The sequence below is a fragment of the Streptomyces sp. NPDC053513 genome (genome assembly GCF_044544765.1).
Lineage (GTDB): Bacteria > Actinomycetota > Actinomycetes > Streptomycetales > Streptomycetaceae > Streptomyces > Streptomyces litmocidini.
In genome coordinates, this window is sequence record NZ_JBITXP010000012.1 from 91148 (window position 1) to 106263 (window position 15116).

The 15116-nt window shown below is 73.5% G+C and carries 13 protein-coding genes; 10 read left to right on the forward strand and 3 right to left on the reverse strand.

Annotated features, from left to right (window positions below; translation table 11 throughout):
* Positions 1–109 precede the first annotated feature (109 nt).
* Together rsmA and ACIGW4_RS21880 are read left to right on the forward strand one after the other, a co-directional pair.
* Entirely contained in the window at positions 110–994 is an 885-nt protein-coding gene (gene rsmA, locus ACIGW4_RS21875) for a 16S rRNA (adenine(1518)-N(6)/adenine(1519)-N(6))-dimethyltransferase RsmA (protein WP_123459138.1), read from the forward strand.
* The gene (locus tag ACIGW4_RS21880) at positions 991–1896 is read left to right on the forward strand and encodes a 4-(cytidine 5'-diphospho)-2-C-methyl-D-erythritol kinase (protein ID WP_398712357.1); all 906 of its coding nucleotides are present in this window, start codon (positions 991–993) and stop codon (positions 1894–1896) included. The genes rsmA and ACIGW4_RS21880 overlap by 4 nt, the downstream gene beginning before the upstream one ends.
* On the opposite strand, the gene ACIGW4_RS21885 is transcribed toward ACIGW4_RS21880, so the two are convergent.
* The gene (locus ACIGW4_RS21885; RefSeq protein ID WP_398712355.1) at positions 1893–2864 is read right to left on the reverse strand and encodes an SMP-30/gluconolactonase/LRE family protein; all 972 of its coding nucleotides are present in this window, start codon (positions 2862–2864) and stop codon (positions 1893–1895) included. The genes ACIGW4_RS21880 and ACIGW4_RS21885 overlap by 4 nt on opposite strands.
* A 275-nt stretch (positions 2865–3139) precedes the next feature.
* Between ACIGW4_RS21885 and ACIGW4_RS21890 the strand changes: the two genes are divergently transcribed.
* Positions 3140–4435 carry an acyltransferase gene (locus tag ACIGW4_RS21890; RefSeq protein ID WP_399582399.1) on the forward strand — a complete coding sequence of 432 codons (1296 nt, stop codon included), beginning with the start codon at positions 3140–3142 and terminating at the stop codon, positions 4433–4435.
* A gap of 10 nt (positions 4436–4445) precedes the next feature.
* On the opposite strand, the gene ACIGW4_RS21895 is transcribed toward ACIGW4_RS21890, so the two are convergent.
* Both ACIGW4_RS21895 and ACIGW4_RS21900 read right to left on the reverse strand, forming a co-directional pair.
* Entirely contained in the window at positions 4446–4838 is a 393-nt protein-coding gene (locus ACIGW4_RS21895) for a hypothetical protein (RefSeq protein WP_399582400.1), read from the reverse strand.
* Positions 4835–5122 carry a hypothetical protein gene (locus ACIGW4_RS21900; protein ID WP_398712349.1) on the reverse strand — a complete coding sequence of 96 codons (288 nt, stop codon included), beginning with the start codon at positions 5120–5122 and terminating at the stop codon, positions 4835–4837. Before ACIGW4_RS21900 ends, ACIGW4_RS21895 begins: the two co-directional genes overlap by 4 nt.
* Before the next feature lie 93 nt (positions 5123–5215).
* Between ACIGW4_RS21900 and ACIGW4_RS21905 the strand changes: the two genes are divergently transcribed.
* The 7 genes from ACIGW4_RS21905 to galK all read left to right on the forward strand — a co-directional run bounded on the left by ACIGW4_RS21905 (position 5216) and on the right by galK (position 14963).
* Complete coding sequence (locus ACIGW4_RS21905; protein ID WP_123459144.1) at positions 5216–7021, forward strand: ABC-F family ATP-binding cassette domain-containing protein; 1806 nt, start codon at positions 5216–5218, stop codon at positions 7019–7021.
* Between the two features lie 138 nt (positions 7022–7159).
* Entirely contained in the window at positions 7160–9007 is a 1848-nt protein-coding gene (locus ACIGW4_RS21910) for a hypothetical protein (protein ID WP_399582402.1), read from the forward strand.
* 13 nt (positions 9008–9020) lie between these two features.
* Complete coding sequence (locus ACIGW4_RS21915; RefSeq protein WP_398712345.1) at positions 9021–10841, forward strand: PQQ-binding-like beta-propeller repeat protein; 1821 nt, start codon at positions 9021–9023, stop codon at positions 10839–10841.
* Between the two features lie 142 nt (positions 10842–10983).
* Entirely contained in the window at positions 10984–11667 is a 684-nt protein-coding gene (locus tag ACIGW4_RS21920) for a LuxR C-terminal-related transcriptional regulator (protein ID WP_398712436.1), read from the forward strand.
* Positions 11668–11800: 133 nt separating this feature from the next.
* Positions 11801–12844, forward strand: a complete 1044-nt coding sequence (gene galT / locus ACIGW4_RS21925) for a galactose-1-phosphate uridylyltransferase (RefSeq protein WP_399582403.1) — start codon at positions 11801–11803, stop codon at positions 12842–12844.
* Positions 12841–13827, forward strand: coding sequence for a UDP-glucose 4-epimerase GalE (galE, locus tag ACIGW4_RS21930; RefSeq protein WP_399582405.1), 987 nt, complete (start codon positions 12841–12843; stop codon positions 13825–13827). Before galT ends, galE begins: the two co-directional genes overlap by 4 nt.
* On the forward strand, positions 13824–14963 hold the full coding sequence (galK, locus tag ACIGW4_RS21935) for a galactokinase (protein WP_399582407.1): 1140 nt from the start codon (positions 13824–13826) through the stop codon (positions 14961–14963). The genes galE and galK overlap by 4 nt, the downstream gene beginning before the upstream one ends.
* Positions 14964–15116: the final 153 nt, after the last annotated feature.

Here is a 15116-nt window from a genome sequence, read left to right on the forward strand (position 1 = left end):
GTGCGCGGGTACGGGGCGGGCCCGTACCGGTGAGCCGTGGGCGGGTGCGGGGCGGGCCCGTACCGGTGAGCCGTAGGTCGGCCGTACCGGGGCCCCGTACGCTGTACCGGTGAGCACCACCACCGGCCCCGAAAGCCCCGACGCCCTCCTCGGCCCCGCCGACATCCGTGAGCTGGCCGCCGCCCTCGGCGTGCGCCCCACGAAGCAGAAGGGCCAGAACTTCGTCATCGACGCCAACACCGTCCGGCGGATCGTCCGCACGGCCGAGGTGCGGCCCGAGGACGTGGTCGTGGAGGTGGGCCCCGGGCTCGGCTCCCTCACCCTGGCCCTCCTGGAGGCCGCCGACCGCGTGACGGCCGTCGAGATCGACGACGTCCTCGCCGCCGCGCTCCCGTCGACGATCGCCGCCCGCATGCCGCAGAAGAAGGACCGCTTCGCGCTCGTCCACTCCGACGCCATGCACGTCGAGGAGCTCCCGGGCCCGCCGCCCACCGCGCTCGTCGCGAACCTGCCGTACAACGTGGCCGTGCCGGTCCTGCTCCACATGCTGGAGCGGTTCCCGACCATCGAGCGGACCCTCGTCATGGTCCAGGCCGAGGTCGCCGACCGGCTCGCCGCCAAGCCCGGCAACAAGGTGTACGGAGTCCCCTCCGTCAAGGCCAACTGGTACGCGGAGGTCAAGCGCGCCGGGGCCATCGGCCGCAACGTCTTCTGGCCCGCGCCGAACGTCGACTCCGGCCTCGTCTCCCTCGTCCGCCGCACCGAACCCCTGCCGACCACCGCGAGCCGCCAGGAGGTCTTCGCGGTCGTCGACGCGGCCTTCGCGCAGCGCCGCAAGACCCTGCGCGCGGCCCTCGCGACCTGGGCGGGCTCGCCCGCCGCCGCGGAGGAGGCCCTCGTCAAGGCCGGGATCTCGCCGCAGGCGCGGGGCGAGTCGCTGACGGTGGAGGAGTTCGCGCGGATCGCGGAGAACAAGCCGGAGGCGAAGGCATGAGCGGCGTGACCGTACGGGTCCCCGCCAAGGTCAACGCGCAGCTCGCCGTCGGCGCGGCCCGGCCCGACGGCTTCCACGACCTGGCGAACGTCTTCCTCGCCGTCTCCCTGTACGACGAGGTGACCGCCGCCCCCGCCGACGGACTGACCGTCACCTGCGAGGGCCCGGACGCCGACAAGGTGCCGCTGGACCGCACCAACCTGGCCGCGCGCGCCGCCGAGCTGCTCGCCGCCCGGCACGGCATCGCCCCCGACGTGCACCTGCACATCAAGAAGGACATCCCGGTCGCCGGCGGCATGGCCGGCGGCAGCGCGGACGGCGCGGGCGCGCTGCTCGCGTGCGACGCGCTCTGGGGCCTCGGCACGCCCCGCGACGTGCTCCTGGAGATCTGCGCCGAGCTCGGCTCCGACGTCCCCTTCAGCCTGGTCGGCGGGGCGGCGCTCGGCACCGGGCGCGGCGAGAAGCTGACGGAGCTGCCGGTCGGCGGCACCTTCCACTGGGTGTTCGCCGTCGCCGACGGCGGGCTGTCGACCCCCGTGGTGTTCGGCGAGTTCGACCGCCTCGCGGAGGGCGTGGACATCCCCGAGCCGGCGGCCTCGCCGGCCCTCCTGGAGGCCCTGGCGACCGGCGACACCGCCGCTCTCGCCGCCGGCCTCGCCAACGACCTCCAGGCCCCGGCGCTCTCCCTGCGCCCCTCGCTCGCCGCGACCCTGGCGGTCGGCACCGACGCGGGCGCCCTCGCGGCCCTGGTCTCCGGCTCGGGCCCGACGACGGCGTTCCTGGTGAAGGACGCGGAGACCGCGACCGCGGTCGCCGCCGCCCTCACCGCCTCGGGCACCTGCCGCACGGCCCGGGTGGCCACGTCGCCGGCGGCGGGTGCGACGGTCCTGCCCGCCGTCTAGAGCTTGTTCCGGGTGATCCGGGCCAGGAGGAGGTTCGGGTCCGGGTCCGTGGTGTTGAAGTAGGCCGCGCTGGGGACGTAGACCGACTTGGCGCGGACCGCCACCGAGGTGGGGCCGTCGAGGCCGTTCGCCTCGGTGAGGACGGTCTTGTGGGTGCCGTCGGGGCGGACGAGTTCGAGCTTGTCGGCCGTGACCCGCGCGGCCAGGACCGTGTCGCCGTGCCCGGTGAAGGCGAAGTCGTCGATGCCGACGATCCCGGTCGCCCTGGTCTGGATCGGGCCCGCGGTCCGGTCCTTCCCGAACGGGATGCGGAGCAGGGTGCTGTGGGCGGAGTTGGACACCCAGACGGCGCCGTCGTGGAGCTTGAGGCCGTTGGCGCCGTAGGGGAGGTCCTCGGTCGGTTCGAGGGCGGCCCCGGAGGCCCAGACCGTCGCCTCCACCACCTCGTCCCCGTCCGGCACCCGCGCGCTCCACACGACGCCGCGCGACGAGTCGGCGGCGTACAGGGTGCCGCACCTCTCGTCGAGGGCGAGGCCGTTGGGGAAGCCGTCGACGGGCACCTTCACGATCCGCCGGGGCGCGCTGCCGTCGGGGCGGATGCGCCAGATCCCGTTCTCCTCCTCGGTGCCGGTGACGTAATTGACGTACAGGGTGCCGTCGTGGGCGCGGGCGATGCCCGTGAGGAGGGCCCCCGGCGGGTCGGTCACCGTGGGGAGGGTCGCGACGTCCACCGGTCCCGAGCCGTCCCTGCCGACCCGCACCACCTTGTGGGCGAAGGCGAAGGTCAGGAGGGCGGAGCCGTCGGGTTCGAGGGCGATGTTCTCCGGGTTCTCCCCCTCGCCGGAGAAGTGGGCGACGACACGGGGATCGGACACCGTCGGGTCGCCGGCCGACGCCGGGCCGGCGGCCAGCAGGGTGAGGGCCGCCGTGGCGACGGCGACGGCAGCCAGACGTGGGTGTCTCGACATGGGTTCCTCCTCGTGGGGTGCGGGTGACCTGAGGAGAGGCTGGCGGTTCGCCGGCCGGGGAGTGCGGCAGCCGTGGCCGGGAGGTCGCCCGCGTGGCCGACCCCATGGAGCCGGTTGGCAGCGCGTCGCGGGCCGGGGCGCCGCGTCCGCACCGCCGGCGGCCGGAGCCCGGCGGCCCGTTCCGCACCGCGCGCCGCCCGGTCGCCCGTACTCAGCCCTCGGTTTGAGTATCCGCGCCCTGACGGCGGACCGGGCGGTCGCGGGACCGTACCCGCATGGGAATCAGCGCGCGTGAACTCGCCGCCGCCACGCCGGCGACGCGGGACCGGTACGTCGACCTGCTCCGGGTCGCCTCGCTCACGGTCGTCGTCCTCGGCCACTGGTTGATGGCGGCCGTCACCGCCGACGGGCAGGTCGGGAACCTCCTCGCCGTCGTGCCGGAGCTCCAGGTGGTGACCTGGGCGTTCCAGGTGATGCCGGTGTTCTTCTTCGTCGGCGGCTTCTCGCACGCCCTCGCCCACCGCTCCCGCCCCCGGTACGCGGCCTTCCTGCGGGCCCGGCTCCAGCGGCTGCTGCGGCCGACGATGGTGTTCGTGGGGGTGTGGGGCGCGGCCGCGCTGGTGCTCCAGCTGTCCGGCGCCGACGGGGGGCTCACCGGGGTCGCGCTGCGGCTCGTCGCGCAGCCGCTGTGGTTCATCGGGATCTACCTCGCGATGGTGGCCTTCACGCCGCCGCTGCTGCGGCTGCACGAGCGGTGGGGCTGGGGCGCGTTCGGCGCGCTCGCCGGCGGCGCGGTCGCGGTGGACGTGCTGCGGTTCGCGGCGGACGTCCCCTTCGTCGAGTTCCTGAACTTCGCCTTCGTGTGGCTCGCCGTCCACCAGCTCGGCTTCCTCCGCGCCGACGGCATGATCCGCCGCCCGGCCCTGCTCGCCGCCGCGGGCCTCGCCGGCGCGACCGCGCTGGTCGCCCTCGGGCCGTACCCGCTGTCGATGGTGGGAATGCCCGGGGAGAAGGTGTCGAACATGGCCCCGCCGACCCTCGCCCTGTTCTGCCACGGGCTGTGGCTGGTCGGCGCGGTCGAACTGCTGAGGGGCCCGGGCGCGCGGTTCGTCGCCCGCGCCGGGGTGTGGCGGACGGTGGTCGCCGCCAACGGGATCGCGATGACGGCGTTCCTGTGGCACCTGACGGCCATGCTCGGCGTGTACGGGGCGCTGCTCGGCCTCGGCGTGGGGCTCCCGGCCCCGGCCTCGGCCGCCTGGTGGGCGCAGGTCCCGCTCCGGTTCGCGGCGGCGGCCGTGCTCACCGCCCTGCTCGTCGCCGTCTTCCGCCGCTTCGAGGCCCCGGTCCCGGCCGCCCCGGCGACCGGTGCGGGCGGCCCCCTCGCCGCCCTCGGCATCACCCTCGCCCTCTTCGGCGTCCTGGGCCTGTCCCTGACGGGCTTCGGCGGCCTCCTCGACGGCCACGCGGCGACGCTGATCGCCGTACCGGTCACGGCCCCGGTGGCCGTCGGCCTGGCCCTGGCGGGCTGGCTGCTGGTGGAGCGGGCGGGGCGGAGCCGGCGGGCCGGTTGACGACGGGCGGTCAGTCGTCGAGGCGCTCGTCGTCGATGTCCACGGTCACGGTCCCCGGGGGGTAGAGGTCCGCCCGGTCCGTGAGGATCAGGTCCATGGTGGGGCGATGAGGCGCGGGCAGCGCGGTGTAGAGCGCGTGGCAGACGTCGGGCCCGCCGAAACCGCCGCGAACCATCCGCGCGACGGTCACGGACGCGACCGTGTCGAGCGGGACGACGTCGATGCCGGGCAGTGCCAGGGCCGCGTCGCCCGCGCCTTCGTCCTCGGTCTCGGCCTGGAGGAGGCAGAGGGCGGGCACCTGGAGGTGGCGGAACGGGGACGCGGCCGCGTTGTCGGCGACACGCTGGAGCTTGCGGTGGCCGCGCGCGAGCGCGAGTACGGCGGAGGTGTCGAGGACGATCACGCCGCCGTGCCTCCGAGAGCCTTGCGGGCGTTCTCGGCGGCGATCTCGTAGACCTTGTCCAGCGCGTTCGGGGTCGCGTCGAACTCTTCGTCGGTGAGGGTGGAGTGCATCCGCTCGCGCATGATCCGCCGGCTCTCGGCCACCTTCTCCCGCGCCTGTGCGGCGGTGAGCTGGGTTGCGGCCAGCTCGGTGACGAGTGCTCCTATCGTGGTGCCCCGCTCGCGGGCCAGCGAGGCGAGGTGGTCGCGGGTGGTGTCCGGCACCTTGATGGTGGAGTCAGCCATACGGCCACGGTACACCGCTGGTGCACCGGAAGTGTACCGACGGTGGCGCGACGTACCCTTGGACGTCGATCGATCCCCCGTACAGGAGTGAACGTGGCCGTCAACCTGGTCAATGTCGAGGCCGTCAGCAAGGTGTACGGCACCCGTGCCCTGCTCGACGGGGTCTCGCTCGGCGTCTCCGAAGGGGACCGGATCGGGGTCGTCGGACGCAACGGCGACGGCAAGACCACCCTCATCCGGATGCTCGCCAAGCTGGAGGAGGCCGACACCGGCCGCGTCACCCACAGCGGCGGCCTCCGCCTCGGGGTCCTCACCCAGCACGACTCCCTCGACCCGAAGGCCACCATCCGGCACGAGGTCATCGGCGTCATGGCGGACCACGAGTGGGCGGGCAGCGCCAAGATCCGCGACGTGCTCACCGGCCTCTTCGGCGGGCTCGACCTGCCCGGCTTCGAGCAGGGCCTCGACACGGTCATCGGCCCGCTGTCCGGCGGCGAGCGGCGGCGCATCGCGCTCGCCAAGCTCCTCATCGAGGACCAGGACCTGATCGTCCTCGACGAGCCCACCAACCACCTCGACGTCGAGGGCATCGCCTGGCTCGCCGGCCACCTCCAGAACCGCCGCTCGGCGCTCGTCTGCGTCACCCACGACCGCTGGTTCCTCGACCAGGTCTGCACCCGCATGTGGGACGTGCAGCGCGGCGCCGTGCACGAGTACGAGGGCGGCTACTCCGACTACGTCTTCGCCCGCGCCGAGCGCGAGCGGATCGCGGCCACGGAGGAGGCCAAGCGGCAGAACCTCATGCGCAAGGAGCTGGCCTGGCTGCGGCGCGGCGCCCCCGCCCGCACCTCCAAGCCCCGCTACCGCATCGAGGCCGCGAACGAGCTGATCGCCGACGTGCCGCCGCCGCGCGACACCAGCGAACTGATGAAGTTCGCCAACGCCCGCCTCGGCAAGACGGTCTTCGACCTGGAGGACGTGAGCGTCACCGCCGGCCCCAAGGAGCTGCTCAAGCACCTCACCTGGCAGCTCGGGCCCGGCGACCGCGTCGGCCTCGTCGGCGTCAACGGCGCGGGCAAGACCTCACTCCTGCGGGCGCTCGCCGAAGCGGCCTTCAGCCAGGGCGAGAAGCAGCCGGCCGCCGGCAGGATCGTCGTCGGCAAGACCGTCCGCCTCGCCTACCTCTCGCAGGACGTCACCGAACTCCCCGCCACGCTGCGCGTCCTGGAGGCCGTCCAGCAGGTCCGCGACCGGGTCGACCTCGGCAAGGGCCGCGAGATGACGGCCGGACAGCTCTGCGAGCAGTTCGGCTTCTCCAAGGAGAAGCAGTGGACTCCCGTCGGCGACCTCTCCGGTGGTGAGCGCCGCCGCCTCCAGCTGCTGCGCCTCCTGATGGACGAGCCGAACGTCCTCTTCCTCGACGAGCCCACCAACGACCTCGACATCGAGACCCTGACGCAGCTGGAGGACCTCCTCGACGGCTGGCCGGGCTCCATGATCGTCATCTCCCACGACCGGTTCTTCATCGAGCGCACCACGGACCGGACGTTCGCGCTGCTCGGCGACCGGACCCTGCGGATGCTGCCGCGCGGCATCGACGAGTACCTGGAGCGGCGGCAGAAGATGATCGAGGCGTCGGTCCCGGCGCCCGCCGCCGCGCCCGCGCAGCAGAAGCCGGGCGTCTCCGCCGCGGACGCCCGCGCGGCCAAGAAGGAGCTGCAGAAGGTCGAGCGTCAGCTCGACAAGCTCTCCGACAAGGAGGCGAAGCTGCACGCGCAGATCGCCGACAACGCCACCGATTTCGAGAAGGTGGCGAAGCTCGACGCGGAGCTCCGGGAACTCGCGGGGGAGCGGGAGGAATTGGAGATGCGCTGGCTGGAGCTGGCTGAGGACGCGTAGTCGCACTTCGCGTCCGCGACGCATAACGAGGGCATCACAGGCCGGTCCTCCCTTGGGTACAAGGGGAGGACCGGTCGCTTTTGCGCCATCGCGTGAGTGGTAGAAAGAAAACCCGTTCACGTCAAGGGGGAACCGCTGATGACCCAGCCGCCCAGCAACCAGCCGCCGGGGGGCTTCGGAGCCCCGCAGGAGCCGAACCAGGCACCGGGCCAGGGGATGCCGCCCGTCCCGCCGGTGCCGCCGCAGGCGCCGCAGACCCCGCCCGCGCCGCAGTCCCCGCCGCCGGCCGCGCCGGGACCGTACGGCCAGCCGACGCAGCCCGGGTACGGCTACCCGCAGCAGCCGGGCCAGGCCCCGCAGCCGGGCCCGTACGGCCAGCCGGGCCAGCCCGGCCCGTACGGCCAGCCGGCGCCGCAGCCGTACGGCTACCCGCAGCAGGGCCAGCCGGGCCCCTACGGCCAGCAGCAGAACCCCTACGGCGGCTACCCGGCCCAGCAGCCCGCGTACCCGGGCGGACCCACCCCGCCCCAGACCCCCGGCGGCGGCCCGTTCAAGGGCCGGACCGGTGTCGTCGCGGGCGTGGCCGCCGCGGCCGTCCTGGTCGCCGCCGTCACGACCTGGGCCGTCGTCGGCGGGGACGACGAGAAGGACCCGGTCGCGCAGCCCACCGCCACGGCCACCGCCACCGGAGCCCCCAAGCCCACCGAGTCGGTGGACCAGGGCGACGGCACGGGCGACGGCGACAACGGCGAGGAGGACCTCAACGCGGGCCGGCAGGCCGGCGAGGCGAAGGTCAACTGGCTGCTGAAGAACGACGTCGACCTGCCCCGCAACGGCTCCGACGTCTTCGGCCCGTGGATCGTCGGCGACACCGTCGTCAAGGCGATGTACAAGGGCGTCGACGGCTACGCCCTGGGCGACGGCAAGCGCAAGTGGCACGTCGACATGCCGTTCGAGCTGTGCGCGGTCCCGCCGCAGCCCGCCGCCGACGGCACCATGGTCTTCGGTTACGCCGAGAGCGCCAAGGACGGCGCCAAGTGCACCCAGCTCCAGAAGGTCGACCTCAAGACGGGCAAGCCCGGCTGGAAGAAGGCCGTCCCGAAGGCCACGGGCTTCTTCGCCTTCTCCGACAACACCCTGGCCATCAGCGGCAACACGGTCACCGCCGCCGGTTCCAGCAGCGCGTACGGCTTCTCCCTCGCCGACGGCCACCAGCTCTTCAAGGGCCCCGACAGCGGCTGCAAGCCCTTCGCCTACGCGGGCGGCAGCAAGCTGATCGCCGCCATGGACTGCCCCTCGGGCAGCACGTCCAAGAAGGTCCAGGCGGTCGGCGAGGTCGACCCCAACACCGGCAAGCCGAAGTTCACCTTCCAGCTGGAGGCGAACTGGGAGGTCGACAAGGTCTACTCGGTCGACCCGCTGGTCGTCTCGGCCACCCAGCGCGACCAGAAGAAGTGGTCCATCTTCGCGCTGAACGCCAACGGCAAGCTCCGCTCCCAGATCCAGGGCGGCAACGACAAGTTCGCGCCCTCGTGCGGCGGCAGCTTCGTCGTCTTCGGCAAGAACCTCTCGGGCTGCACGGGCGTCGCGGCCGACGCGAACACCTTCTACATGGCCACGGAGACCGGCTACGGCCAGGGCAACGAGGTCGTCGCCTTCGACCTGAACACCGGCAAGGCCAAGTGGCGTTCCAAGGCCCCCGGCGACCAGCCGATGACGCCGCTGCGCATGGAGGGCGGCCAGGTCCTGCTGTACGTGGACCCGTCGTACGACAAGGGCGGCGCCGTCGCCACCCTCGCCCCGACCGGCGGCGCGCCGAAGATCCTGCTCCAGCACCCGGCCTCGACCGCCGGGATCGAGAGCAACTTCTACGACGCGAGCTTCGCCTACGGCAGCGGCACCTTCGTGGTGGCGAGCGGACGTGTGTCGGCGTCCAACGACAAGGACGAGATGCAGGTCAAGACGATGATGGCCTTCAGCAAGTGAGGTACACGGACCGATGACGCAGCCACCCCCGCCGCCGAACCAGCCGCCGGACCCGCAGGGCGGCTTCGGCGCCCCGACGCCCCCGCCGCCGCAGCAGCAGCCGGGGTACGGCTACCCGCAGCAGCCGCCCCAGCCGCCGCAGGCACCCCAGCCCGATCCGGGCTACGGGTACCCGCAGCAGCAGCCCCCGGCGTACGGCTACCCCACCGCGCCGCAGCAGCCCCAGCAGCCCCAGCAGTACGGCGGCTACCCGCAGCAGCAGCCGGGCCAGCCCCCGTACGGCTACCCGACCCAGCCGCAGCAGCCGCAGTACGGCGGCTACCAGCAGCCCGCCCCGGCCCCGGCCGCGGGCGGCAGGAAGCTGTCGGCGCAGCTCCAGATCGTCATCGCGGCGGCCGTCGCCGTGGTCCTGATCATCGGCGTCGGCATCTGGTACGCCAACTCCGGCGGCGGTGACGGGGGGAACGAGGCCAAGGGCACGGGCGGCACCTCGCAGGGCTCCTCCGCGGGCGGCGACACCGGTGGCAAGGGCCTCGGTGGCGGCGGCAAGGAGAAGGCCCCGGCGAACACCCGGGCGAAGATGGCCTTCCAGGTGGCGGAGCCGAAGGTCGCGGACATCACCGACGTCTCCGGCTCCTGGATCACCGACAAGGCGTTCGTGAAGCCGGGCGTGAACTCGCTCGTCGCCTACGACCTGGACAGGGGCACCGTCCTGTGGACGCTGCCGCTGACCGGCCAGGTCTGCGGCGCCTCGCGCCACATCACCGCGGACAACAAGGCGCCGATCCTCTTCGAGGCCACCAAGCGGGTGGGGCCGCGCTACTACCAGCCGTGCACCGAGGTCGGCGTGGTCGACCTGAACACCGGCAAGCTGCTGTGGTCGACCTCGGTCACCGGCGGCTCCGCCGGCGACCAGAAGGTGCGGTTCAACGAGGTCACGCTCAGCGGGAAGACCGTCGCGGCCGGCGGCACCGACGGCGGCGCCGCCTTCGACCTCGCCAACGGCAACCCGCGCTGGAAGCCGCAGGCCAACGACCAGAACTGCTACGACATGGGGTACGGCGGCGGCGAGGGCCTCGTCGCGGTCCGCAAGTGCGGGCAGTACGACAGCCCGAAGGTGCTGATCCAGAACCTCAACCCGATGACGGGCGCCCCGATCTCGCAGTACCAGATGCCGCCCGGCGCGAAGTACGCCTCGGTCGTCTCCACCAAGCCGCTGGTCGTCGCGGCCGACGTCGGCGACACCGCCGGCGACGGCAGCGGCATCTCGGACTTCTTCTCCATCGACGAGAAGACCGGGAAGCTGAAGGCGAAGATCACGGCGGACGCGGACCAGTACGCGGCCCGCTGCCGCTCGACCGAGGTCGAGTCCTGCAGCCAGGCGCTCGTCGGCAACGGCCGGCTGTACGTGCCGACCGAGGAGCACGAGGGCAGCACCGGCGAGTACGGCGACGAGACCAACGAGGTCATCGCCTTCGACCTGGCCACCGGGCGCACGGTGCCGGAGAAGGCCGACGCGGGTGACAAGTACACCCTGGTCCCGCTCCGCATGGACGGCGGCAACCTCATCGCCTACAAGGCCCCGCCGTACGACAAGGGCGGGCGGATCGTGTCGATCGACGGCGGCACGATGAAGGAGACGCTGCTCCTGGAGAACCCGGGGGACAAGTCGATCCACGACGTCGAGAACAGCTTCAGCCTGAACGGCGCCGAACTCCTCTACCGGGACGGCCGGTTCTTCATCTCGGAGACGATGGTCAGCAAGCCCCGGGAGTCGGCCTCGGCCGGCGGCATCAAGGAGTACCTGATCGTCTCCTTCTCCGTCGGGCACTGACGGCCCGCCAGACGGCCGAGGGCCCCTCCGGTGATCCGGAGGGGCCCTCGCGCATGTCGGCGGCCGGGGCGGGGGAGCGTGTAGCTTGCCGGGTCGGGCCGCCGGGGCGTCCGGCCGGCCAGGAGGAGGGGGGATGACCGGAATGGGCGTACGCCTGGTGGTGGTGGACGACCACCGCCTGCTCGCGGAGGCGCTCGCCTCGGCGCTGAAGCTGCGCGGGCACCGGGTGCTCGCGGCGGCCGCGCCGGTGGCGGGGGCGGCGGAGCTCGTGGTGGGCCGGGCGCCGGAGGTCTGCCTCCTGGGCACGGCGACGCCGGACGCGCCGGGGACCTTCGACCCGGTCGTACGGATCAAGCGGGAGCGGCCGCAGGTGGCCGTCGTCGTGCTCGGTCCGGTGCCGTCGCCGCGCGGGATCGCGGCGGCGTTCGCGGCCGGGGCCTCGGGATACGTCCGCCACGACGAGCGCATCGAGGGCGTCGAGCGGGCCCTGGTGAAGGCGCGGGCGGGGGAGGCGGCGGTGGCGCCGCAGCTGCTCCAGGGGGCCTTCGCGGAGCTGCTGCACCCCTCGGCGCAGCCGGACGACGAGGCGCAGCGGCTGCTCCGGCTCCTGACGCAGCGGGAGGTGGAGGTCCTGGTGCGGGTCGCGGAGGGCGAGGACACCCGGCTGATCGCGGCGGGGATGGGGATCGCGCCGAGCACGGCGCGGACGCACGTGCAGCGGGTCCTGATGAAGCTGGGGGTCGGTTCGCGGCTGGAGGCGGCGGCGCTCGCGGCGCGGACGGGGCTGCTCGACCGGGCGGTGCCGGCGCCGCGCGGTTCCCTCTGAGGGTTTCTCCCGTACCCCTTTCGGGGTGACATCGGCGGGCCCCGGTGCGCGGGGTCCGCTTCGCCATTGACGGGGATGTTTGAATGTGATTATTTTTGCGTGGTTATGTTTGGTCCCGTCGGAGGGCACCCCCGTGAAGAAGACCGTCACCACGCTCGCCGACGGCCGCGAGCTGATCTACTACGACACGCGCGACGACACCGCCCGCACCGCCGTCGACCCCCGCCCGCTCACCCCGGTCGTCTCCCGCTCCGAGATCCGCCACGACGAGCTGACCGGCGACCACGTCGCCGTCGCCTCGCACCGGCAGGCCCGCACCTACCACCCGCCGGCCGACGCCTGCCCGCTCTGCCCCGCCAGGGACGGCCACGAGAGCGAGATCCCCGAGGAGAGCTACGAGGTGGTGGTCTTCGAGAACCGCTTCCCCTCCCTCTCCGGCGGCGTCGGCCGCTGCGAGGTCGTCTGCTTCACCGACGACCACACGGACTCCTTCGCCGACCTCACCGAGGAGCGCGCCCGGCTCGTCCTCGACGCCTGGACCGACCGCACCGCCGAACTCTCCGCCCTGCCCGGCGTCGAGCAGGTCTACTGCTTCGAGAACCGCGGCCGGGAGATCGGCGTCACCCTGCCCCACGCGCACGGCCAGATCTACGCCTTCCCGTACGTCACGCCCCGGACGGCCGCCATGCGCCGCCGCGTCGACGAGCACCGCGCGGCGACCGGACGGAACCTCTTCGACGACCTCGTCGCCCGCGAACGGGCCGACGGCGAGCGGGTGGTCCTGGAGACCGGGCACTGGATCGCCTTCGTGCCGTACGCCGCCCACTGGCCGTACGAGGTCCACCTCCACCCCAGGAACCGGGTGCCCGACCTGCTCGCCCTCGACGAGGCCGCCCGCACAGAGTTCGCACAGGTCTACCTGGAACTCTTGAGGCGCTTCGACCGGATCTTCGGCCCGGACGAGCCGCCGACGCCCTACATCGCCGCCTGGCACCAGGCGCCCTTCACGGACGAGCGGCGCGAGGACCTCGGACTGCACCTGGAGCTTTTCACCGTCCGACGGGCCCCTGGCAAGCTGAAGTTCCTCGCGGGCACCGAGTCCGGCATGGGCGCGTTCATGAACGACGTGAGGCCGGAGGACGCGGCCCGACGACTCCGAGAGGTGGCAAGCGCATGACGCCGAAGTATCTGGTGACGGGCGGGGCGGGCTACGTGGGCAGCGTGGTCGCCGCCCACCTCCTGGCACGGGGCCACCGGGTCACCGTCCTCGACGACCTCTCCACCGGCTTCGCCGAAGCCGTCCCCGAGGGCGCCGAGTTCATCCAGGGCCGCGTCCAGGACGCCGCGCGGTGGCTCGACGGCTCCTACGACGGCGTCCTGCACTTCGCCGCCTCCTCCCAGGTCGGCGAGTCCGTCGCCAAGCCCGAGAAGTACTGGGAGAACAACGTCGGCGGCACCATGGCCCTGCTCGCCGCCATGCGGTCGGCCGGCGTCCGCGCACTGGTCTTCTCGTCCACCGCCGCCACCTACGGCGAGCCGGCGGCCGTGCCGATCACCGAGACCGCGCCCACCGCGCCCACCAGCCCGTACGGGGCGAGCAAGCTGGCCGTCGACCACATGATCGGCGGGGAGTGCGCCGCCCACGGCCTGGCCGCCGTCTCCCTGCGGTACTTCAACGTCGCCGGGGCGCACGGCCCGCTCGGCGAACGCCACGAGCCCGAGTCCCACCTGATCCCGCTCGTCCTCCAGGTCGCCCTCGGCCGGCGCGAGGCGATCAACGTCCACGGCGAGGACTACCCGACCCCGGACGGCACCTGCGTCCGCGACTACATCCACGTCGCCGACCTCGCCGAGGCCCACCTCCTCGCCCTGGACGCCATGACCGCGGACACCGTCCCGGCCGGCGAGCACCTGATCTGCAACCTCGGCAACGGCAACGGCTTCTCCGTCCGCGAGGTGATCGAGACCGTCCGCAAGGTCACCGGCCACCCGATCCCGGAGACCACCGCCCCGCGCCGCCCCGGCGACCCCGCCGTCCTCGTCGCCTCCGCCGAGGCCGCCCGCGAGCGGCTCGGCTGGACCCCGTCCCGCCCGGACCTCGCGGACGTCGTCGCCGACGCCTGGGCCTTCGCCCGCCTCCGCGAGGAGGAGGGCGCGTGAACCCCGCCGCCGACTTCGAGGCGCTCTACGGCGCCGCGCCCGACGGCCTCTGGGCCGCCCCCGGCCGGGTCAACCTCATCGGGGAGTACACCGACTTCAACGACGGCTTCGTGCTGCCGCTCGCGCTGCCGCACACCACCGTCGCCGCCGTCTCCCGCCGCGACGACGGCGTCCTGCGCCTGCACTCCGCCGACGTCGACGGCGGGATCGTCCAGCTGGACGCCGACGCCCTGGAGCCGCTCTCCGGCGGCGGCTGGGCGGCCTACCCGGCCGGTGTCGTCTGGGCGCTGCGGGAGGCCGGGCACCCGGTCGCCGGGGCCGACGTCCACCTCACCTCGACCGTGCCGACCGGCGCCGGACTGTCCTCCTCGGCGGCCCTGGAGGTCGTCACCGCGCTCGCCCTGAACGACCTGTTCGGGCTCGGGCTCTCCCGCCCCGAGCTCGCCCGGATCGCCCAGCGCGCCGAGAACGCCTTCGTCGGCGTGCCCTGCGGGGTCATGGACCAGATGGCCTCCGCCTGCGCCGAGGAGGGACACGCCCTCCATCTGGACACCCGGGACCTCTCGTACCGCCAGGTCCCCTTCGACCTGGCGGGCGAGGGCCTCCGGCTGCTCGTCGTCGACACCCGCGTGAAGCACGCGCTCGGAGACGGCGCGTACGCCGAGCGGCGCGCCGGGTGCGAAGCGGGTGCGCGGGCGCTCGGCGTGCGCACCCTGCGCGAGGTGAGCGCCGCGCATCTGCCCGAAGCGCTCGACCGCCTGAGCGACGAGACGATCCGGCGGTACGTGCGGCACGTCGTCTCCGACAACGCGCGCGTGGAGCGGACCATCGCGCTGCTCGGCGCCGGCGCCACCCGCGCGGTCGGCACCGTCCTCACCGAGGGCCACGCCTCCCTCCGGGACGACCTGCGGGTCTCCTGCCCGGAACTGGACCTCGTCGTCGAGGCGGCGAACGCGGCCGGGGCGCTCGGCGCCCGGATGACCGGCGGCGGCTTCGGCGGCTCCGCCGTCGTCCTCGTGGAGACCGCACGGTCGGAGGAGGTGTCCGCCGCCGTCGCGAAGGCCTTCGCCGAGGCCGGGTACGCGGCCCCGGGCATCTTCCCGGCCGTCCCCTCAGCGGGCGCGCGCCGCCTCTGAACCACCGCTCGCGATCACACGACTTCGGACAGTTCCGCGAATCGGCCCCCACCGCTGCGCCCCGCCCCTACTCTGAGGGGCAGCGCCGGTGGGGGCCGGTGCCGTTCAGGGGGCGAGACCCGTCGGGTACGGCGCCAGGAGCTGGGGTAGCAG